This is a genomic window from Sporosarcina aquimarina (genome assembly GCF_033253705.1).
Taxonomy (GTDB): Bacteria; Bacillota; Bacilli; order Bacillales_A; family Planococcaceae; genus Sporosarcina; species Sporosarcina aquimarina.
In genome coordinates this window covers 39565-60589 of sequence record NZ_JAUBDH010000004.1, presented here as the reverse complement: position 1 = coordinate 60589, position 21025 = coordinate 39565, and the positions used below count along the sequence as shown (strand labels likewise).

The 21025-nt window shown below is 43.3% G+C and carries 20 protein-coding genes; 4 read left to right on the top strand and 16 right to left on the bottom strand.

What is annotated here, in order from left to right:
• Positions 1-19 precede the first annotated feature (19 nt).
• From QT716_RS07450 to QT716_RS07440, 3 genes are all read left to right on the top strand, one after another.
• Positions 20-523, top strand: coding sequence for a metallophosphoesterase family protein (locus QT716_RS07450; RefSeq protein ID WP_317935435.1), 504 nt, complete (start codon positions 20-22; stop codon positions 521-523).
• A 70-nt stretch (positions 524-593) separates the two neighbouring features.
• Complete coding sequence (locus QT716_RS07445; protein WP_317935434.1) at positions 594-941, top strand: carboxymuconolactone decarboxylase family protein; 348 nt, start codon at positions 594-596, stop codon at positions 939-941.
• A gap of 156 nt (positions 942-1097) precedes the next feature.
• A complete protein-coding gene (locus QT716_RS07440) occupies positions 1098-2288 on the top strand; it encodes a cation:proton antiporter (RefSeq protein WP_317935433.1) in 1191 nt (396 codons plus the stop codon).
• A gap of 7 nt (positions 2289-2295) precedes the next feature.
• On the opposite strand, the gene QT716_RS07435 is transcribed toward QT716_RS07440, so the two are convergent.
• Entirely contained in the window at positions 2296-3054 is a 759-nt protein-coding gene (locus QT716_RS07435) for an ABC transporter permease (RefSeq protein ID WP_317935432.1), read from the bottom strand.
• Complete coding sequence (locus tag QT716_RS07430; protein WP_317935431.1) at positions 3051-3800, bottom strand: ABC transporter ATP-binding protein; 750 nt, start codon at positions 3798-3800, stop codon at positions 3051-3053. The genes QT716_RS07435 and QT716_RS07430 overlap by 4 nt, the downstream gene beginning before the upstream one ends.
• 145 nt (positions 3801-3945) lie before the next feature.
• Between QT716_RS07430 and QT716_RS07425 the strand changes: the two genes are divergently transcribed.
• The gene (locus tag QT716_RS07425; RefSeq protein ID WP_398292773.1) at positions 3946-5277 is read left to right on the top strand and encodes a TrkH family potassium uptake protein; all 1332 of its coding nucleotides are present in this window, start codon (positions 3946-3948) and stop codon (positions 5275-5277) included.
• Positions 5278-5436: 159 nt separating this feature from the next.
• Here the strand turns inward: QT716_RS07425 and QT716_RS07420 are convergent, their stop codons facing one another.
• The 14 genes from QT716_RS07420 to QT716_RS07355 form a co-directional block, all read right to left on the bottom strand.
• Positions 5437-6141 (bottom strand): CBS domain-containing protein, encoded by a 705-nt coding sequence (locus QT716_RS07420; protein ID WP_317935430.1) that lies wholly within the window; start codon positions 6139-6141, stop codon positions 5437-5439.
• 97 nt (positions 6142-6238) lie between these two features.
• On the bottom strand, positions 6239-8056 hold the full coding sequence (opp4A, locus tag QT716_RS07415; RefSeq protein WP_317935429.1) for an oligopeptide ABC transporter substrate-binding protein: 1818 nt from the start codon (positions 8054-8056) through the stop codon (positions 6239-6241).
• A 20-nt stretch (positions 8057-8076) separates the two neighbouring features.
• Positions 8077-8982, bottom strand: a complete 906-nt coding sequence (locus QT716_RS07410; protein WP_317935428.1) for an ABC transporter permease — start codon at positions 8980-8982, stop codon at positions 8077-8079.
• 27 nt (positions 8983-9009) lie between these two features.
• Positions 9010-9978, bottom strand: coding sequence for an oligopeptide ABC transporter permease (gene opp4B, locus QT716_RS07405; protein ID WP_317935427.1), 969 nt, complete (start codon positions 9976-9978; stop codon positions 9010-9012).
• A gap of 2 nt (positions 9979-9980) precedes the next feature.
• Entirely contained in the window at positions 9981-10919 is a 939-nt protein-coding gene (locus QT716_RS07400; RefSeq protein WP_317935426.1) for an ABC transporter ATP-binding protein, read from the bottom strand.
• A complete protein-coding gene (locus tag QT716_RS07395) occupies positions 10906-11925 on the bottom strand; it encodes an ABC transporter ATP-binding protein (protein ID WP_317935425.1) in 1020 nt (339 codons plus the stop codon). Before QT716_RS07395 ends, QT716_RS07400 begins: the two co-directional genes overlap by 14 nt.
• 422 nt (positions 11926-12347) lie before the next feature.
• Complete coding sequence (gene pcp / locus QT716_RS07390) at positions 12348-12953, bottom strand: pyroglutamyl-peptidase I (RefSeq protein ID WP_317935716.1); 606 nt, start codon at positions 12951-12953, stop codon at positions 12348-12350.
• A gap of 20 nt (positions 12954-12973) precedes the next feature.
• A complete protein-coding gene (locus QT716_RS07385; RefSeq protein WP_317935424.1) occupies positions 12974-13990 on the bottom strand; it encodes an ABC transporter ATP-binding protein in 1017 nt (338 codons plus the stop codon).
• Positions 13987-15111, bottom strand: a complete 1125-nt coding sequence (locus QT716_RS07380; protein WP_317935423.1) for a mandelate racemase/muconate lactonizing enzyme family protein — start codon at positions 15109-15111, stop codon at positions 13987-13989. The genes QT716_RS07385 and QT716_RS07380 overlap by 4 nt, the downstream gene beginning before the upstream one ends.
• A 79-nt stretch (positions 15112-15190) precedes the next feature.
• Entirely contained in the window at positions 15191-16840 is a 1650-nt protein-coding gene (locus tag QT716_RS07375; RefSeq protein ID WP_317935422.1) for a peptide ABC transporter substrate-binding protein, read from the bottom strand.
• Between the two features lie 126 nt (positions 16841-16966).
• On the bottom strand, positions 16967-17947 hold the full coding sequence (locus QT716_RS07370; RefSeq protein WP_317935715.1) for an ABC transporter ATP-binding protein: 981 nt from the start codon (positions 17945-17947) through the stop codon (positions 16967-16969).
• Positions 17948-18081: 134 nt separating this feature from the next.
• Complete coding sequence (locus QT716_RS07365; protein WP_317935421.1) at positions 18082-19020, bottom strand: ABC transporter permease; 939 nt, start codon at positions 19018-19020, stop codon at positions 18082-18084.
• Positions 19020-19955 (bottom strand): ABC transporter permease, encoded by a 936-nt coding sequence (locus QT716_RS07360; protein ID WP_317935420.1) that lies wholly within the window; start codon positions 19953-19955, stop codon positions 19020-19022. The genes QT716_RS07365 and QT716_RS07360 overlap by 1 nt, the downstream gene beginning before the upstream one ends.
• Before the next feature lie 12 nt (positions 19956-19967).
• Entirely contained in the window at positions 19968-20792 is an 825-nt protein-coding gene (locus tag QT716_RS07355) for a M55 family metallopeptidase (RefSeq protein WP_317935419.1), read from the bottom strand.
• Positions 20793-21025 lie beyond the last annotated feature (233 nt).

Below are 21025 nucleotides of genomic sequence, written 5' to 3'. Positions count from 1 at the left end.
CAGGAAAGGATGGAGTGAAATGAGTGTAAAAGTAATCATCACTGGTGATACTCACATTCCAGGCAGAGGCAAAAAATTACCAGAGCGTTTGCTGGCTGCTTGCAGCAAGGCTGACTTGATCATTCATACAGGGGATTGGCGTTCACCTGACGTATATGAAACACTCTCTGCATACACGGAAGTGGTAGGTGTCTATGGGAATGTCGATGGTGAAGAGATCCGCACTATTGTTCCGGCGCAGCAAGTCATTGAAGTGGGTGGATTGCGAATTGGTTTAGTCCATGGGCATGGTGAAAAGAAAACAACTGAACAACGTGCGGTAGAAGCATTTGCTGACGAGTCCGTGGATGCCATTGTCTTTGGTCACTCGCACATTCCAGTTATTAAGTATTTTAAAGGGACTCTTCTTATGAATCCCGGATCGCCTACAGACAAAAGAAAGTTGCCCTTCTATTCATTTATCACGTTGGAGGTGGGTGACGAACTTCTTCCTGAACTCGTCTTATTTCGCGACAAGTCGTAATGCTGTAACCGTATGATTGGTGCAAAAATACATATGCTACTCCTGAATTGAACAGGAGGGTGTTTGACAGATGGATGATTATTCAGCAGACGGCGTGTTAAAAAGGTACAAAGAAGGGGTTAGCCACTTCACTGAACAATTACCTAAAATCGGCAGCGGCTTTCATAACTTTACTGAAAGTTGTTTTGCAGAGGGCGCACTTGACGGGAAGCAGAAGCAACTGATTGCGCTAGCTGTCAGTGTATATGCAGGAGATGAAACTTGTATTGCTTTTCATGCCAAAGGCTGTGTAGACGCAGGGTGTTCGGAGCAGGAAGTGTTAGAAGCCTGCAGCACAGCCGCGGCTTTAGGAAGCGGCGCTGTGATGAGTCGGATGGTTACTTGCTTAGGTGATATGTTTCAACAATTTCAGGAGTGAAAGGAAAAGCTGCTTAGCTGGCAACTTTAGGGTTGTCGGCTGAGTGTTTTTTTGTTGTGTTCCTCAGGTCAAGACTACTTACCATCCTCTTTCATCCGTTTCAACCCCTACATCCAGTGGTACAGATGGAATAAGTGGAGGGAAGGGTGAGAAGTTATGGTTGCTGTACAAATTACGCTATTACTTACAATCGGTTATGCCGCGATTACAATCGATCGGTGGCAAAAGAACTTTCCGCTGCCCGTATTTCTGGTACTCGTTGGAATTGGATTGTCCTTCATCCCCTACTTCTCCAACATGTCCGTATCCAAAGATGTCATCTATGACGTTTTCCTTCCTGGACTTCTGTTTGTCTCCGCTTATCAATACTCTGCAAAAGCCCTGAGCACCCATAAAGGAGTGATTGGGACGCTTAGTACAATCGGTCTAATCTTAACTGCGATGGCACTTGGCGGCTTTGTCTATGCGTTTGGCGGACTGTTCATCAGCATTACGTTCGTAGGGGCTTTATTATTTGCATCCATTCTTACGCCAACTGATCCAGTGTCCGTCGTTTCGATCTTGAGACAATCTACAGACGATCCCGCCATTTCTCAAATCGTGGACGGTGAGTCGATGATTAATGACGGGACAAGCGTTGTTCTATTCGGAGTGTTCCTCGGTATGTTTACCAACGGCACATCTTTTCATCTGCTGTCCTTTTTTGGAGACTTTCTATATGTATCCATCGGGGGCGCGGGACTTGGTTTACTCATCGGATGGCTTTTCAGTAAAGCCCTCCACCTTGCTCCTCAAAAAGAAAACCAAGTTCTGCTCAGCATTGTCATTGCTTACGGAGTTTTTCACCTTGCCGAATTCTTTGGCTTTTCGGGTGTCCTTGCGACGGTGTCAGCTGGAGTCATGTTATCCGCGGAACTTGAACGTACTGCGAACGAGAAAGAATACAGGACAGCACTAAATGGGTTTTGGGAAGTGATAGAACCCGCCTTGCTTTCGCTGCTATTTTTACTGATCGGAATTACATCAGCAAAATACCTTTTGTTTGATCACTGGATACTCGCGGTTATCATCTTTCTCGTTTCGGTTTTCATACGATTTTTAGTCATCTCTGGAACGATGCAAGTTTTTGACGGATTAAAACAGCGCATTAGTTTTAGTGATGCCTTCCTTCTATCCTGGTCCGGCATTCGTGGAACGATGTCCGTGTTCTTGCTGCTTAGTTTAGAAGCAGAAGCGAACGGAGATGCTGACCTCATCGTTTCTCTTGGATTCGCGGTCGTCCTTCTATCCCTTGTCTTTCAAAGCATAGGCATTTATCCGCTATCTAGAAGACTGACACAGCGCTGATCCTGAATTAGTCCGATTCCATCTTCAACAATTGCATACGTTCTGAAAACAAACTTCTATAAGACAAAAAGCCGAGCAAAACACTCGTCATGGCTGCAGTGGCTAGAAGTAAAAACACAACAAGCAATTGGAACTGGACTGCCTGAATTGGATCCGCACCTGCAATGATTTGTCCGCTCATCATACCTGGCAGTTGAACAAGTCCTATTGTTTTCTGACTTTCAATCGTCGGAATCATACTCGCCTGAATCGCTTTCAGCAACTGACGATTGATGGACTGTTTAGGCGTACCGCCGAGGGATAGAATCAATTCACTTTCCTCCCGGTGCGCTTCTACTTCAGCCGTGAATCGGTTTAAAAACAAAATCGCAAGAACCATCGAATTCCCGATCACCATGCCACTTAATGAAATAATATACTGAGCAGTAGCAGGAACAATATGTAACCCGAGCAGCACGGCTTGTGTCAACGCTTCAATTGCGACAAACGTGACAAATAACTTCCACGTAATCCCCTTAATTGCTTTCCCTTTGTGGCGGGCATTTTGTACCGCCGCTATAATCATCAATAGCACCATGAAAAGGATGAACACAGAATGATTGGAGTCGAACACAAACTTCAATACAAACCCAACCGCAATAAGCTGGACAGTCGAGCGCACTGTTGCGATAATCGTATCTCGTTCCAGACCTAGATTGAGCGTTTTTGATAATAACAGAGGGATGAATACAAAAATCAGCGTTAAACTTAATGTCATCCAACTCATGACAACACCTCTTTCATGAACCGCTTCACTTGTTCATCCTCAGATGCATGTATATCTTCCTTAGAACCTTCAGCACGCAATTCCCCATTCATCATCACCCAAAAGTAATCTCCTACCCGGCTAGCCTGTTCAAGGTTATGGGTGATCCAAACAACGGTAATCTGTTCCGTTTCATTCAATTTAACAATCAATTCTTCTATTTCCTGAAGTGATGAGGGGTCCAGAGAAGCTGTGATTTCATCTAACAACAAAATTTGAGATTGATTGATTAAAGTACGAGCGATTGATACTTTTTGCTTTTGACCTCCTGAGAGTTCGCGGGCGTCTCGGGTTAGCAAAGAGGCTGGAAGTCCGACACGGTCCATAATCGTGGTTGCTCGTTCATCAGACAATGCGAGTCCTTGCAGTTGTAAAGGAAGTGCTAAGTTATCACGGACTGTACCATGTACCATAGGAGAATTTTGAAGCACAATTCCGACACGTCTTCTGACTGACATTGGAGATTGTTCTTCAATTCTCTCGTCTTCTACGTATATCGCTCCGCTCACTGGACTGATGAGCCCATTACACAGTTTAAGCAATGTTGTCTTTCCTGCTCCGGACGGTCCGATTAATGCCGTAATCTTTCCTTTATGAATCCGTCCGCTTACTTCTTTAATAATTTTTGTTTGTTTGACACTATAACTTACACAGTTGAACTCCAGTGCAGCTGGTGAGGAAGGGATGTTTCCAGTTTCTAGATTCAAGTTAACTATCTCCTATCACGTTGAACTTATTGATGAACATACCTTTTAACTTTCCGGTTTATTCCATCTATTGACCTATTGTAATTTTTTCGATTCGATCAATAATCAAACAATAACATATCCCATTAGCCAAGGAGGTCTTCCGGTGTTCACCTCGTTCATTCATAAGAAAAGACGGCTAACTCCCCCAGTTCTGATTGCTACCAGTTTTATGATTACGATACTAATTGGAACTGTGTTACTTAAACTGCCATTTGCAACGACTGCGCCAATTACATGGACAAACGCATTATTTACTGCAACCTCCGCGACAACTGTTACGGGGCTAAGTGTCTTTGACATAGCATCTACTCTTACACTGTTTGGGGAGATTGTGTTGCTTGCCCTGATCCAAATAGGCGGGGTCGGATTAATGGCATTTGCAGTAGCCCTTTTAATGCTGCTAAAACGAAGGGTCGGGATGAAAAACCGTATGTTTCTCCAGGAGTCCTTCAGCCAGCAATCATTAGGAGGAACCGTCAAGTTTTTGAAAAACATTTTAGGTTTTGTATTCATAACAGAAGGAATAGCATTTATTTTATTATCTCTTTTATGGGTTCCGGAATTTGGCTGGAAACACGGTCTTTACTATAGTCTATTCCATGTTATTTCCGCTTTTAACAACGCTGGTTTTTCGTTATTCCCTGAAAACTTAATAGGATTTGCGGGAGACTTGCCTGTCACTCTCATTCTATCCTCCCTCTTCATCATCGGAGGACTTGGCTTTACAGTTGTCATGGACGTTGTGACAAAACGTTCTCGCAAACAATGGTCCCTCCATACAAAAATCATGCTTGCCGGGACACTGACGATTAATCTTATTGCAACAGTTCTATTATTTGCTCTGGAATATCACAACATGAAAACCATCGGCAGCATGCCGATAGGAGACAAAGTACTGACGTCTTATTTTCAAGCGGTAACTCCTAGAACAGCTGGATTCAACATGGTACATGTGGGAGACATGGAAGACAGTTCTCTTTTACTTACTTTACTCCTGATGTTTATCGGCGGAGGCAGCGCTTCTACAGCATCAGGTATTAAATTGACTACGTTTATCGTTATTGTAGTCGCAACACTTGCCTATTTCCGAGGGATGACGGAACCACATTTATTCAAACGCACGGTTAAATCGGAAATCATTTTTCGCTCTCTTGCAATCGCAGCGGTTAGCTCCATGCTCGTATTTACTGCGTTCTTCATGTTGACCATCACAGAAAGTTTTCCTTTCTTGCCTCTGTTAATGGAGACGGTATCGGCATTCGGGACCGTAGGATTATCTGCAGGAATTACCGGTGATTTAAGTCCCGTTGGAGAGTGGATTATTTGCGCAGTTATGTTTTTAGGAAGAATCGGACCGCTTACGTTATTTTTCTTGCTGATTCGTCCTAAGAAAGAAAGTTTTAAGTATTCCTATGATCGTGTCCATACAGGATGACAAAAAACACCTCCAATCGTCTGCCAATGCAGAGGTATGGAGGTATTTCTTTAGGAATTACTTATCCGGGCTTATAGATATGGTTCACTCCATAAGTGATGACCGTTTCTCGGTGTTTATGGGCGCTCAATCATTCATCACTCCCGAATCGCAGTTCCATCAGTCAATCTTCAACAAATCATAAGGGGTGATAATCCCAATCAACTCCTCATTATGGCCGGCATTCTCCGTGATTAGAAGCGCCTCAAGGCGCGTCCCCTTTGAAATAGCACGTTTAAAATAATCCTCCGCTTCATACACAGATAGATCTTTTTTGACAAATTCAAACGATTCTTTACGTTTTTCATAGTTGTACACGTCAGAAAGTGTCGGTATTTCCCGGGAAATAGTTTTCTCTGTCGATTGGCCCGCGAGCCAATGAGTAATACCAGCAGCTGTAATGAGTCCTTTGAATTTGTCATTTTCGTAGATCGGCACCTGGCCAAATTTGTTGTGCTGCATTAGCCTAAGGGCAGTCGTAAGGGGGTCTGATGCTTTTAACGTATGTACCTTACAACCGAATAGCGCGCCCACATTCAACGGGTTGCTTACTTTGCGTTCAATCAATTCAATCAGTTCCACTATATCATCATGCGGTTCGGCAATCACGTAGTCTAACCCCGTTCGGTGATGAACAATCGCGTTTCGCAAATCACCAAATTCCCGTAAGTCTTCTTCATAATTACGAACTACTGAATTTTTGACTTTTGCTTTTTCAATGAGACGATAAAACGGCAGAAATCCACTTTCATCCACTTTTTTAGAGAGTGTTTTTTCAATACGATTATAGGCAATAATAAATCGATCTGAATTTTTTGCAGACATGTCATCATCAACTCCTTACAGGTAGTATACCCATTAAATTCAATTGAATCGCACAAAAAAACCGTCCCTTTTGTAAGGGACGGTTACATTTCGTGACTTATTCAGCAACCCCCATCTGGAACAGACGAAGATCTGAACCTGGATCGATTGAGTAGTTAACTACGCGCTTGTTAGCTGATGTTAGTGCATAACGGTAAACCGTTGGTGCAACTGGAACATCCTCAAACATAAGCTCCTGCCACTGGTTGTAGATATCTTTACGGTATTCAGTATCGAATGCCTTTTCAGAAGTACCAGCTTTCAACAACTCGTCGTTCTTTTCGCTAGTGTAGCGAGTGTAGTTGAATGATGCTGTGCGGCCGTATAGACCAGATGGATCTGGGTCAGAACCAGTTCCCCAAGCACCTTGGTAGATGTCAATCTTAGGATCATCATTTTCAACCATGTCGTAGAATGCGTTGAAGTCGTGCAGACGACCGTCAACTAGTTCAACTTTCAAACCAACGTCAGCCCAGTTTTGCATGTAAGCTTTAGCGATTGGCTCAGCAGTTTCTCCGCCTGACATAGAAGCGAAGTTGATAACCAATTCTTCACCATTCTGATCTTCACGGAATCCGTCGCCATCTTTATCTTCAAAGCCAGCGTCATCAAGAAGTTGTTTCGCTTTTTCCGGGTCAAACATGCGTCCTTCAACGCTTTCATCGTGGAAGCTTTCAAATACAGGAATGATTAGTGATGTTGCTGGGAAACGAAGACCGTGGTAAAGTTTTTCACCAATTGTCGCGTTATCCATTGCATACCACATTGCCTGACGAAGTTCTTTGCTTGCCATTTTTGCATCTGGATCTGTTACGTTTTCTTTCTTAGTTGCATCCCACTTACCTTGTTTGAAACCAATGTACGTGTATGCATAGTCAACTTGTGCCAACAATTCGATATTGTCAACGTCTTTAACTGTTTCGTACTGATCTGCTGGGATACTAGCTAGGTCGATATCGCCTTTTTTAACTGATTCAACAATTGTTGCTGGGCTTACAACTTTTTGTACGATTGACTTAAGAGCCGGCTTGCCTCTCCAATAGTCATCGTTACGTGAGTAAAGAACAGACTCACCTGGTACAATCTTGTCAATTTTGTAAGGACCGAAACCGATTGGATTTACACGTATTTTGTCTGAAGATTCAAGATCTTTGATAGTAACTTCGCCAGTCATAACGTCTCCTACATGATGACGTGGAGTTGCATATGACCAGAATCCTGAAAGGATTGAAGGTGTTGCTTCAGTGTACGTGAACTTCATCTCTTGATCATCAATGATTTCGATACCAGAGATTTCTTTTGTTTTACCTTCGTGGTATTCAGGCATACCTACTACGTTTTCAATCATGAAGTCATAACGGTTTCCTGCATAATCAGGATGTCCTAGAAGCTCATAAGAGTAAAGGAGATCGCTAGTTTTAACTGGCTCTCCATCATGCCATTTTACGCCGTCTTTGATTTTCAAAGTTAGTGTTTTGTTATCTTCTGAAAGTTCATATGTTGCAGCACCATCGTTAGTGATCAAATAGTCACCATCTGTATCTAGAAGTGCTTCGTCAAAATAACTAAGGATTTCAGCGTCATAAGTACCTGAATAGAAGTTACGGTTCAATGTACCTTCGAATGGCTCACCAGCAACCATTGCAATTGTCATTTCTCCATCTTCCATTGGTTCAGCATCATTTGATACATCTAGTGGGAAGTCAAGTTTTGCTGTAGTATCTTCTCCGCCTTGTTCTGTTTTCCCATCGTCTTTTCCTTTATCCTTACCTGTGTCTTTTCCGCCGTCAGCACTATTGTCGCCATTACAAGCAGCTAGGAATACACTGAGGACGAGCATTAGACTTGCCAGCAACATTAAACTTCTTTTCTTCAATTGTCTTACCTCCCCTTTTTTTAAGCCAATCTTTGTCTTGCATCCGACGCGCGTTTCACCGCTTGCCCGATGTAATTTATACACAGCATCATTATTAGAATCAGTAACGATGCAGGTAACCATACCCACCATTTGTTTTGAACGATATCCGGATTTGTCGCAAATGCAATCAGCGTCCCGAGAGACGGAGTACTTGCCGGAAGTCCAAAACCTAGGAATGTCAAACTGGTCTCAAGACCGATGTTACCCGCGAGCGTCAATGTCATATTTACAATGACAAGTGAGCTTAAATTCGGGAACATTTCAAAGAACATGATTTTCCAACTTGGTGTGCCGAGTGTTTTGGATGCATTGATGTAATCCAATTCTCGTTCGGCAAGCCCTTTGGATCGAATAAGCCTGGCCTTTCCGAACCAGGCGAATGCACTCATCATTAAGACGAATGTAAACACTGAGTAGTCCGGGACGATTACGATGAATACGATGATGAACATCGTACTCGGTAATACCAGCAAGAAGTCTATTATTCTCATAATGACGTTATCCACCAAACCGCCGAAGTATCCTGCGATCAGACCGACTGTTAAACCAAACAGACCGGCGATAAGTGTCACACTGAGTCCAATTGTAAAGGAGTTTCTCGTTCCTATGAGTAATTGACCGAATACATCTCTTCCGCCATCATCCGTTCCAAGCAGATGGGTTTCGGAAGGTTCTTCCCATGTTTCCAAGAAATTAACACGCTGCAGTTGTTCCTGGTCGATAAATAACGGTGAGCTATACGCCGTGATAATAATACCAAGTAACAACACTAACGAAATCATTGCCATCTTATCGTGTCTGATTTCCCGCCAAATCGTTTTTAACAGTGACGGATTATTCGCTTTTTCTTTAGCAATCAATTCTTTTTGATTTACTGTAACCATATCTGTGCTCCCTCCTCATCTGCTATTCTATTCAATTCGGATACGCGGATCGATTGCACTCAATATGACATCTGAGAGCATGGTTCCGACAATAACAGCTGTTCCTGAAATCATGACAATAGCTGTTACGACGGTGAAGTCGCGTCCTGTAATCGATTGAATGAAGAGCTGACCGAGGCCTGGATAACTAAAGATGGTTTCTAAGAAAATTGAACCGCCAATCAATCCTGTAATTTCATATCCTAGGAATGCTGCGATTGGCAACAGAGAGTTACGCAAAATGTGCCGTGTGTAGACTTTACCTTCAGGGACACCTTTCGAGCGTGCTGTTTTAACAAAGTCTTTTAACTTTGTATCGATAATGTCATTCCGTAAATATTGGATTGTTCCGAAAGTTGCAAGTAAAGCTCCGGACAATCCTGGCAGTACTAAGTGATGTAATTTACTCATGAATTGTGCAAAGGTGCCTGATTCGATTCGGATATCAACACTGCCTCCAGTTGGGAACCAGCCGAGTATGAAACCGAACACGAACAACATAAGTAATGCAAATACGAACAACGGTGTAGCGAACGAAAAGTAGTTATAGGTGACTATCAGTTTATCCGCCCAGGAGTCCGTCCACCTCCCCGCTATTATGCCTAGCGGTATAGCGACTGCATAGGAAACGATTAAGACAAAGAGCGATAAAGTCACTGTGTTTACTACGCGTCCAGCCAGCAGCGAGGTAACCGGCTGCTTGTGAGTATAGGATTGTCCTAAATCACCTTTGACAGCTTTTCCTACCCACGCCCCGTACTGTACGTACCAAGGATCGTTCAATCCATATTGTTCACGGATTTTTTCCACTTGTTCAGCAGTCACGTTCGGATTCCCCATGAATGCTCCTGTAACTGCATCACCCGGCATTTGTTTTGCCAGTACAAATATGATGAGACTTAACAAGAAGAGCTGTGGAATCATGACGAGCATGCGTCGAATGACAAACTTAACCATCTTTACATACCCCCTTGCTGCACAGCAACTGAATGTGTGGGCGTAAGCGGTTTCAAGTCGAACATCCTGCCGTCTTTGTCGAAGTAGCTATCGTATTCATTTCGGTATGCGTTGTTGATTTCTTCACGGATTTCCTTTTTCTCAAAACGTTTTTCAGGATCCATTTCTGGAATCGATGCGATTAACCGTTTCGTGTATAAGTGCTGCGGATTCGTATACACATCTTTAGCTGTACCTTCCTCAACAAAACGACCCTTATACATAATGCCGATACGATCGCAAATATGTTTAATGACGCCGAGGTCGTGGGATATGAATAAGTAAGTTAATCCAAAGTCTTTTTGAATCTCTTGCATAAAGTTCAAAACTTGAGCCTGTACAGATACGTCTAATGCTGAAACAGGTTCGTCTGCAATAATCAGTTTTGGATTGAGCATTAGTGCTCTCGCAATCCCGATTCGTTGACGCTGTCCGCCTGAGAATTGGTGCGGGTATTTGTAAATCGATTCTGGACTTAAGCCAACACGCTCAATCATGTTCTGTACCCGTGTCAACTCTTCTTTAGGCGATAACCGTTCGAAGTTGCGAAGTGGTTCAGCAATGATATTCAGGACATTCTTTCTCCCGTTTAGTGAAGAATAAGGATCTTGGAAAATCATTTGAATGTCTCGAATATGTTTTTTGCGATCGTGACTATTCATGTTTGCAAGATTCTGTCCGTTGAACAAGACTTCCCCGCCAGTTGCTTTGTTAAGTCCGATAATTGCGCGTCCAGTTGTCGTTTTCCCACAACCTGACTCTCCAACTAGCCCATACGTTTCACCAGGTTCCAATTCGAAACTGACTCCATCGACTGCACGTACTTGATCGACTACCCTGCGGAAGAAACCTCCGCGGATTGGAAAGTGTACTTCTAAATCTTTTACATTAAGTAGTGACATAGTTTTCATCCTCCACTCGTTCTTCTGGGAAGTGGAAGTCTTTGTAGCACGTACAGCGTACAAAATGTCCTGGTTCCACTTCATGGAGCGTTGGATTGTCTTCATGCGCTTCCTCAGAAATCCATGGGATCCGAGGTGCGAAGCGGCATCCTTCGCGATCTAAGTTCTGAATCGACGGTACGATTCCTTCTATTACATGCAGCTCTTCCTTATCTGTCATGTTAGAAGGGATTGAGCTCAATAGTGAGCGTGTGTAAGGATGCAATGGTTTGGCGAATAATGTATTCACGTCTGCAATCTCCACGAATTGACCCGCATACATAACTGCTACGCGGTCTGCCATTTCTGCAACGACTCCAAGGTCATGAGTGATAAGAATGATGCCAGAGTCTGTAATTCGTTGTAAGTCTTTCATCAAGTCCATAATCTGAGCTTGGATTGTTACATCCAACGCTGTAGTTGGCTCGTCAGCAATGAGCATTACCGGATTACATGCAAGCGCGATTGCAATGACGACACGTTGTCTCATCCCACCCGATAATTCGTGAGGATATTGTTTGTAGACTCGTGGACCGTTTTTGATACCAACCTGTTCGAGCAGCTCCAGGACACGTTTTCTTTTTGCTGATCCTGAAAGTTTCATATGATAGTCCATCGGCTCTTCGATTTGTCTGCCAATTGTTGCGAGCGGATTAAGAGCTGTCATCGGATCTTGAAAGATCATGCCCAAGTCTTTTCCGCGAATCTTATTCAACTTTTCTACCGGCAGGCTCAGAAGATTCTGCCCTTTCAAGTTTGCTTGACCTTCCAGTTTTGTAGTCTTCGCATTATGAAGACCCATGATGGATAGTGCGAGTGCACTTTTTCCACATCCTGATTCACCGACAATCGCCACGACTTCATTTTTATGAACAGTTAGTGATACACCGTCCACAGCTGCGTAATAGTTCCCTTTAATGTTGAATGATGTTCGCAGGTTCTCAATTTCCAAAACTGTCTCAGCCAACGTAGTTCCTCCTTGCCCTTGGTGATATGTACAAAAAAAGGTAGATGTAATTTTCAGACTTTATAAGCTTTTTCAACTATACTACACAATATTTAGGTTGGCAATACTATTTTTTCAGAATACCAAATACATAGATTATTTCAATTGTGACAAATGTGTAACAAAGTGAGTAGTAGGGCGGTGCGAGCGACATTAAATTTCCCTAGAATAGTCATTATTTATTTTTCAGTGATGGTAAATCGCTCTATAAAGGGATTACTAATTCTTAGTTATAAAATATTCAATATACTGCGTACCATTAAAATAAATGGTCTTCTTCAAAAGTTATCCTTATTATCCTATTTCGCCCATGGTCTTTATTACATATTTCACGACAATTCGCGACACGAAAAGACACTGTACAATAACAATTTGACAGACTTCTACTCAGAAAGTGTACGAATACAAATTGTAACTCCTCTAAGCAAATCTTCTAAAGACCATCCCGGAATTTTTCCATTTTGAATAGCTAATTCAAATGAAGCTGGTATGTGTAAAAATCCAGCGGACATTTCAGGATTATGCTCTGCAGCCCAATACAACCCTTCATACATAACATTGTTGCATAAATATGTACCCGCAGAATTCGAAATCGCAGCAGGCAGTCCTTCCTCAGACAAACGATTCACCATTTCACGAATGGGCAACGTAGAAAAGTAGGCTGGCGGGCCACCTGGCCGTATTACTTCATCAACTGGCTGGTGCCCATTATTGTCCGGCTCTCCGTCTTTGACATTCAGCGCTACCCGCTCAGGAGTCATCTTATGACGGCCGCCTGCAAGCCCTAATGATAGTAATGCATTGGGTTCTTCTTCTTCAATAAGCCTTAGTAACTCTGATCCAGACGCGTTAAAGTCGACGGATAAAATTTTCCCGCTAATCATGTAGTCTCCTATGACGGAACCATGGAGTTTCTCAACGATTTGCATAGTTGGATTTTGCGGATAGGCTAAAAAAGGTTCAAATCCAGTAAGCAGTAATTTCTTCATCATCAAACTCCCCTTTATACTTATACTTGTACTTGTTTCCTTGGATTCCTACTATCTTTCATAATCGTTTCATCATGCAGATGACATGCGACGAAATGGTCTTCCTCTTTTTCCAGCCACTGCGGTTTACGCTCTGCACAAACATCCATCGCATACGCGCATCGTGTACGGAATACACACCCTGAAGGCGGTTCGATTGGACTTGGCAGCTCTCCTTCTAGTAATATGCGTTCTCTCGATTCTTCTATATCAGGATCTGGTATCGGAATTGCAGACAATAACGCTTCTGTATAAGGATGAAGCGGCTTATTGTATAGCTGATCACTCGTCGTCAACTCGACTAGATGACCTAAATACATGACGCCAATCCGATCTGAAATATACTTGACCATCGACAAATCATGCGCGATGAATAAATAAGTCAACCCTTTCTCACGCTGCAGCCTTTGAAAAAGCATCACAACTTGAGCTTGGACAGATACATCCAAAGCGGAAATGGGTTCATCTGCAATGATGAATTCCGGGTCAAGTGCAAGCGCCCGTGCAATCCCAATCCGTTGTCGTTGTCCGCCAGAAAATTCATGGGGATACCGATTGGCATGATCACGATTCAATCCAACGTCTTCCAACAGTTCATGAACTCGTTTACGCAATTCTTTTTTTGATGAGTACATTTTGTGGATTTCCATCGGTTCCGCAATGATTTCAAAAACTGTGGAACGCGGGTTAAGTGAAGCATACGGATCTTGGAAAACCATTTGCATCTTTTTCAAGAACTTTTGACGTTCTTTATCGTTCATACCGTGAACGTTTTCCCCTTCGAACAAAACCTCGCCGTCCGTGTTGTTATACAACCCTAAAATGGTTCTTCCCGCAGTCGACTTTCCACAACCCGACTCTCCAACCAGACCGAAAGTCTCTCCTTTATAGACGTCAAAACTCAGTCCATCTACTGCCTTTAGTGTTTTCCCTTTGCCTACGTCAAAATGTCGTTTCAAATTTTTCACAGACAACAATACGGATGGTGACTCTGTCATCGTAATTCCTCCTCGTTTCCAGATGTTCTATGATGCGTTAACCAAGATGAGTCAATCTGTACGCCGAGCCCTGTCTGCTGCGGAAGTGTGATGGTCTTTTGTGAATACTGAACTCCGCCTACTATTGGATCGCCGTTAAGCATCAGAGGAGCATCAAAGTCACACCGCGTTACATTAGGCTGACTTGCTGCAAAGTGTGCAGCAGCCGTGATACCTAGCTTTGTTTCAATCATACTGCCCGTCATGCACTCCACTCCGTAGCTTTCTGCAAGTGAATTAATCTTGAGTGCTTCGTGAATGCCACCCGACTTCATGAGCTTAATGTTAATGAGGTCCGCAGCTCTATTTTGTAATACACGCAACGCATCTTTAGGTGAAAAGACACTTTCATCGGCCATAATCGGTGTTAATGTGTGTTGAGTAACGTAGCGCAATCCTTCGATGTCATCCGCATGGACGGGCTGTTCCACAAGTTCGATTCCAAGACCCGCATCTTCCATCAATCCTATTGTGCGAACTGCCTCTTTTGCTTGCCAGCCTTGGTTGGCGTCTAATCGAATTTTAACTGTAGGCCCTACCCGATCACGAATCGCTTTCACCCGTTCAATGTCTAACTCGGCAGATCCTGTACCGACCTTCACCTTCAAAGTTGTAAATCCTTCTGCTACATAGCGAACCGCATCCTCTGACATTTCTACAGGATCATTCACACTTACCGTGAAATTTGTTTCGAGTGTGTTCTTATGGCCTCCTAAAAACTGATACAAAGGCATACCAGCTAGTTGACCCAGCAAATCGTGTATGGCCATATCTAACGCAGCTTTCGCGCTCGAATTCCCTATGATCGATTTATGCATGACCGTGAATAGTTCCGCCCGGTTACAGATATCTAGCCCTATCAGCTTCGGCGCAAGTACTTCTTCAATTGCATGGGCAATACTCGCCATCGAATCGCCTGTAATGACATGGGTTGGCGGTGCTTCACCCCAGCCTTTTTTTCCATCTTCTGTTGTGACTTTTACATAAATTGAATAAGCGGTGTGCACCGTTCGTAATGCGGTTTTAAATGGTTTTGTTAACGGAACGGCAACTCTACTCCATTCAATTGACTGGATTTTCATACATTAGTCCTCCTCTATCCCTGTACAGACAATAAAAACTGTGTGCGACGACCACCCGACGCACACAGTTTTCTCCTACTTATTCTTTGTCAGCAAACTTCAGATCCAGATAGCCGACTGGGTGACGGAGAATTCCTGTAACGCCAGGCTTTTCTAATGTTGACTGGTTGTAATAGTAAAGTGGGAATACTGGCATTTCGTCCATCAGCATCTTGTCCGCTTGTTGTAACAATGTCCAGCGCTTGTTCTCATCTGTTTCATTTTTAATCGCTTCGATCAGTTTGTCGTAATCAGGATTTGACCATGTTGTACGGTTCATCGATGAATCCGTGATGAAACTTTCGAGTGCATTCACAGGATCTGCATAGTCATGCAAGAAAGACGAGCGAGAGAACTGGTATTTAAATTCTTTTTGATCTGCAAGGAATACTCCTGCTTCTACGTTTTGCAACTCGACATCTACACCAAGGTTTTCTTTATACATTGACTGCAAAGCAACTGCAATTTTTTGATGCGACTCACTTGTCGAGTACGTCAACGTCACTTTAGGGAGCTCCGAGTATCCTTCTTCTTTCATACCTTCTTCTAGTAATTTCTTCGCATTCTCAGGATCAAAAGCGACTAGATCTCCTGCTGCGTCACGGAATTCCTTACCATCCGGCCCGATGAATCCGTAAGAAACAAAACCGTGAGCCGGCTTTTCACCATTCTTCGTAACGAACTCGACGATATCTTCTTGATTGACCGCTTCACCAAATGCTCTGCGGATTTTCTTGTTTTGGAATGGTTCCATTGATGTATTGAAACGGAAGAAGTACAGACCCGCTTGGTCTTCCATTTTCACTTCATCATTGCCTTTCAAATCTTCTGCAATTTCGGATGGGACATCTGTGCTGTCAAGCTCGCCTGATTGGTACATCTGGTACGCAGTTGTTGAATCGCTGACCATTTCCCAATTGACTTTGTCTAGTTTCACTTTGTCTGCATCCCAGTAGTTTTCGTTCTTTTCAAATACGAACTTTACGTCGTGGTCCCATTGTGCCAATTTGAACGGACCATTGGATACGAATGTATCTGCTTCGGTAAACCATTTAGGATTATCTGTTGCAACTTTTTCATTGATTGGGAAAAAGCTTGGGTTTGTAATAATATTCAAAAATGCTTCGTTTGGAGCTGTAAGTTTTACAACAAATGTTTTTTCATCAGGTGCGTCAATTCCAATATCTTCAACAGTGCCTTCTCCATTGTTATAGTCTTCAGCGCCTTCAATGAAGTATGCTAGGAATGCTGCAGGAGACGCAGTTTCAGGATCTAACATATGCTGCCAAGCAAAGACAAAATCGTTTGCTGTAAGCGGGTCTCCATTTGACCACTTTGCACCATCTCGAATTGTAAATGTGTACGTTAAACCATCTTCAGAGACGTCGATCTTTTCAGCAGCGGCTTCTTCTGCCAAGTGATCTTTAGACAAACGAGTAAGACCTTCCATTAAGTTGTTGAGCGCACTCCATGAAACCGCGTTAAAACCAACGGACGGGTCAAATGATGTAGGTTCTTCCCCATTATTCAAATAGAGTACTTTTTCTGCTGTAGACTTATCGGTATCGCTTTCTTTACCGGTGTTTTCTGATCCTGCTTCAGGCTTCTTCCCTGCATCTTCGTTTGCCGTACAAGCAGCTAGTACTACGATTAGTGCGGTAAACAATACAAACTTGATCCACTTCTTCAATGTGACTTCCCCCTTTTTTATAATGAATCCTTTGATGCTTTGTACACGTTGGAGATGAGCAATGTTACTTTTCGTTTCAGACAACGGTGAGTACTGCTACCGAGATCTATGCGAAAGCACATACAGTTAAGATAGCGCGGCTTGAGCTCTCGGATCTTGCAGCCAGCAGTCTACGGTATGCTGCGCAGTTAACTCTGTAGTTACTGGATAAACGCGATCGCATACTTCCATGGCGAAAGGGCATCGTGCTGCAAAGGGACATCCTTCGGGTGGTGCAAACAAGTCCGGCGGCGTACCTTCAATGGGCTGGAGCTCTTCTTCTTGCAAGTCCAGACGCGGTACTGAGTTTAAGAGGCCTTTCGTATATGGATGCTGCGGGGTGTAAAAAATCTCCCGCTTATTCCCGATTTCAATGATCTTTCCTGCATACATGACTGCGATGCGGTCCGCAATCTTTGCCACAACGCCCAGGTCATGGGTAATGAGAATAATCGCCACACCTGTTTTTCGCTGTATCTCATTAAATAGCTCTAGAATCTGTGCTTGAATGGTCACATCGAGTGCTGTCGTGGGTTCATCCGCTATCAATAGTTCAGGCTCACAGATCAGCGCGATTGCAATAACAATTCGTTGGCGCATCCCCCCCGAGAACTGATGGGGATATTGTTTAAGCCGCTCTTCGGGATTGGATATCCCAACGAGATTCAGCATTTCAACTGCCTTCTTTTTCGCTTCTGCCCGCGTGACCTTATGGTGAGTGCGTAACCCATCCATTAATTGTTCGCCGATTTTTAACGTTGGATTGAGTGCAGTCATTGGATCCTGAAAGATCATGGAAATATCTACTCCTTGAATCTCCCGTAATGCTCTTTTGCTTAGTTTCGTCAAATCTCTATCTTTGAAAAGTACCTCACCGTTTCGAATTCTGCCTGGAGGTTGTGGAATCAGCCCCATGATCGTATTCGCTGTGACACTTTTACCACATCCGGATTCCCCGACGACGGCCAGAGTTTCTCCTTTATAAAGATCAAAAGAAACACCGCGTATTGCTTGAACTTCCCCGCCAAACGTTTTAAATGATACTTCCAAATTGCGAACTGAGAGCATCGTATCTTGTGAGATCACTTTTGATAGTCTCTTTTTTTCTTCTGTGGCATGACTGTATCCAGATGATTCTTGCTCACTACGCGGAGCATCTGTCAAACTGGACAGACTTGCCAGCTGTTGTCCTAACACATTCATTACCCCCTCAATTTCGGATCGAGCGCATCCTGCATCCCATCTCCCAGTACGTTAAACGCAAACATCGTAATCGAGATGAAGAACGCCGGGAAGAATAATCGCCACCAGTCACCCGACAGGATTACTGGCAGTGCATCGTTCGCCATGACTCCCCAACTTGCATAGGGCGCTTGAATACCAAGTCCTAAGAAACTTAGAAATGCTTCAGCAAAGATTGCACTTGGGACAGTCAGTGTCATTTGAACAATAATGGGGCCCATCGTATTAGGGAGTAAATTTTTACGAATAATACGCGGCGTCCGTGCTCCGAAAGATTTGGAAGCCGTGACGAATTCATAATTCTTGATTTGCAATACTTGACCTCTCACAATTCGCGCCATTCCTACCCATCCCGTAATGGTGAGTGCCAATATGATGGTTGTCAGGCTCGGTCCCATCACTACCATTAACAAGATGACCACTAGCAAATGGGGCAGACCGTAAAGAATTTCAATAATGCGCATCATGAATGAGTCTGTTCGTCCGCCTTTATATCCGCTGACTCCGCCATATATAATGCCAATGAAAAAGTCGATCAATGCTGCCATGACGCCCACGAATAACGAAATACGAGCGCCATACCACGTACGGGTGAATACATCCCGGCCCATTTCGTCTGTTCCGAACCAATGCGCAGCGCTTGGAGCCATGTTTTGGTTTCTTAAACTTGTCGCTGTCACTTCATACGGTGAAAATATCGGGCCAAATATGGCGAGTAAGGTCAAGATGACTAAAAAGACCAATCCACCCATAGCCAATTTGTTTTTCCTCAGCCTGCGCCATGCGTCTTTCCAATAGGAAAGGGATGGCCTGACAACCGCTTCGGCTTGTTCGTGGTCTTCGCCTTTTTTACGAAACCACTCATCAGGAATGGAGGCTCTTGTATCGTTTGTAACCATTAGACTTCACCTTCCTTTTTGTGAAGCTTAATGCGGGGATCCAAGAACCCGTACACGATGTCCACCAAAAACAGCATGAACACTAGAAATGCGCTATAAAAAACGGTTGAGCCCATAATAACGGGATAGTCTCGATTGTTAATGCTCTCAACGAAGTATTTCCCCATGCCCGGAATCGCAAAAATCTTTTCGATAACAAATGTTCCTGTTAAAATCCCTGCAAGCATTGTCCCCATGATCGTAACAACAGGCATTAGTGCATTACGAAGTGCGTGACGCGCGACAATTCTAAATGGCTTTAACCCTTTTGCGCGTGCCATTTTAATATAATCTTGAGTCAATACTTCAAGCATACTCGCACGTGTGAGCCGGGCAATAATGGCAGTCGGACCTGTAGCGAGCGCGATAACGGGTAAAATCATATGTTTTGGACTGCTCCAGGTGGCTGGAGGCAGTATCGCCCAATTGACTGCCACTTGCTGAATGAGAAGTGTTGCTAATACAAAGTTTGGAATTGAAATCCCTACCACAGCAAAGGTCATCGCCCCGTAATCGATAATGCCGTTATGCCTGAGCGCAGCAAACGTCCCTAGTATAATTCCAGATATGACAGCGACAACAATGGTCGCTATTCCAAGTTCAAAGGAAATCGGGAACCCCCTGGCAAGTAAAGTGTTAACCGATTCATTTGGCTTTTTTATAGAAGGTCCATAGTCAAATGTCACAATAGACTTCAAATAATTTAAGTATTGAATCGGCATTGGCTGATCCAGTTTATAAAACTTTTCCAAATTTGCTTGAATTGTAGGATTTGACGTTCGTTCTTCGTCAAATGGCGAACCTGGTATCGCTCGCATCAGTACAAAGGTAAGCGTGGCAATAATTAAAATGGTGACAATCATCATGATGAAACGCTTCAAAATGTATAGCGGCACGCTGTTTCCTCCTTAACAAAATTTCGTTTGCATAGCGAGCTCAGTCATGACAAGCATGGCACGATACGCTTCTATAATATCTTTTGCTTCAAAACGAACAATGGTTGTTCCTTCTTCAATAACACATCCAGGCATCATAGCTGCCCATTCTGCCTCGCCGTAATTTGTAAACTCAATTCTCATTACGGGATTCTCTGGTGCTTTAAGCGGTTTTATAGCAGTTCGTTTTTCAAGAGCTTCTGTCATTTTCTCTTTTAGTAAGGCTTGTGCTTTTATGGGATGCAATGTTTTTACAGATGAACGAGAAATCGATTGTTTGACTGGTGCCGTGACAACGCCTGGAATAAGCGCTTCAGCTTCCCGACACGCTCCGTCATCACCTGCGACTAACAAAACGGGGACATCGAAGTGACCGGCCACGTATGCGTTAAAGCCAAGCTCGCCTACGACCACATCGTTTATATAGATGTTACGAACACCAAAAATCATCGTATGGCTCATGACTCCAGGCTGTCCCGCCCGAGCATGATAGCCCGCAAACACCGCTCCCGCAAATGTATGATCTAACGATTGAACCATTGAAAGCGGTTTCATTTCACCGGTAATAAGTTCCGCATCAGGATGCAGCTCCTCAACAAGCAGATTATTCATTTTAGAATGGCTGTCATTCACGAGTACTTCTTGTACACCTTTTTCAAATGCAGCTGATGCAATTGCATTCGCCTCTTGCGTCATAATCTTTCTGGCACGTTCATAATTGTGCCGATGAGAGTCTACAAATGACTCGTCAGGTAACCCTGTAATACCTTCCATATCGACGGAAATATATAGTTTCATAAAGACCTCCGAATTCATAACAGAAAATACAGTCTGTCAGATTTTACTGTTAATTAACTCTACCAAAATATTTTCATAATAACAAGATAATTTAGTATAATGAAATTATATTTTATGCTATTTAATGTTTTTGCAATACTATTATTCCAAAAGTGAGCGATTAATGAATGGGTACTATACGGATAGCACTGATTATAAAGAATGATTGTTACCCAACGGGTTTTGATTGATTT

What these genes read in the sequence shown, in the direction of transcription:
- QT716_RS07450 (WP_317935435.1), top strand. Translation starts at nt 20, where the DNA reads ATGAGTGTAAAAGTAATCATCACTGGTGATACTCACATTCCAGGCAGA.
- QT716_RS07445 (WP_317935434.1), top strand. Translation starts at nt 594, where the DNA reads ATGGATGATTATTCAGCAGACGGCGTGTTAAAAAGGTACAAAGAAGGG.
- QT716_RS07440 (WP_317935433.1), top strand. Translation starts at nt 1,098, where the DNA reads ATGGTTGCTGTACAAATTACGCTATTACTTACAATCGGTTATGCCGCG.
- QT716_RS07435 (WP_317935432.1), bottom strand. Translation starts at nt 3,054, where the DNA reads ATGAGTTGGATGACATTAAGTTTAACGCTGATTTTTGTATTCATCCCT.
- QT716_RS07420 (WP_317935430.1), bottom strand. Translation starts at nt 6,141, where the DNA reads ATGTCTGCAAAAAATTCAGATCGATTTATTATTGCCTATAATCGTATT.
- QT716_RS07410 (WP_317935428.1), bottom strand. Translation starts at nt 8,982, where the DNA reads ATGGTTACAGTAAATCAAAAAGAATTGATTGCTAAAGAAAAAGCGAAT.
- opp4B (WP_317935427.1), bottom strand. Translation starts at nt 9,978, where the DNA reads ATGGTTAAGTTTGTCATTCGACGCATGCTCGTCATGATTCCACAGCTC.
- QT716_RS07400 (WP_317935426.1), bottom strand. Translation starts at nt 10,919, where the DNA reads ATGTCACTACTTAATGTAAAAGATTTAGAAGTACACTTTCCAATCCGC.
- pcp (WP_317935716.1), bottom strand. Translation starts at nt 12,953, where the DNA reads ATGAAGAAATTACTGCTTACTGGATTTGAACCTTTTTTAGCCTATCCG.
- QT716_RS07385 (WP_317935424.1), bottom strand. Translation starts at nt 13,990, where the DNA reads ATGACAGAGTCACCATCCGTATTGTTGTCTGTGAAAAATTTGAAACGA.
- QT716_RS07380 (WP_317935423.1), bottom strand. Translation starts at nt 15,111, where the DNA reads ATGAAAATCCAGTCAATTGAATGGAGTAGAGTTGCCGTTCCGTTAACA.
- QT716_RS07370 (WP_317935715.1), bottom strand. Translation starts at nt 17,947, where the DNA reads ATGCTCTCAGTTCGCAATTTGGAAGTATCATTTAAAACGTTTGGCGGG.
- QT716_RS07365 (WP_317935421.1), bottom strand. Translation starts at nt 19,020, where the DNA reads ATGGTTACAAACGATACAAGAGCCTCCATTCCTGATGAGTGGTTTCGT.
- QT716_RS07355 (WP_317935419.1), bottom strand. Translation starts at nt 20,792, where the DNA reads ATGAAACTATATATTTCCGTCGATATGGAAGGTATTACAGGGTTACCT.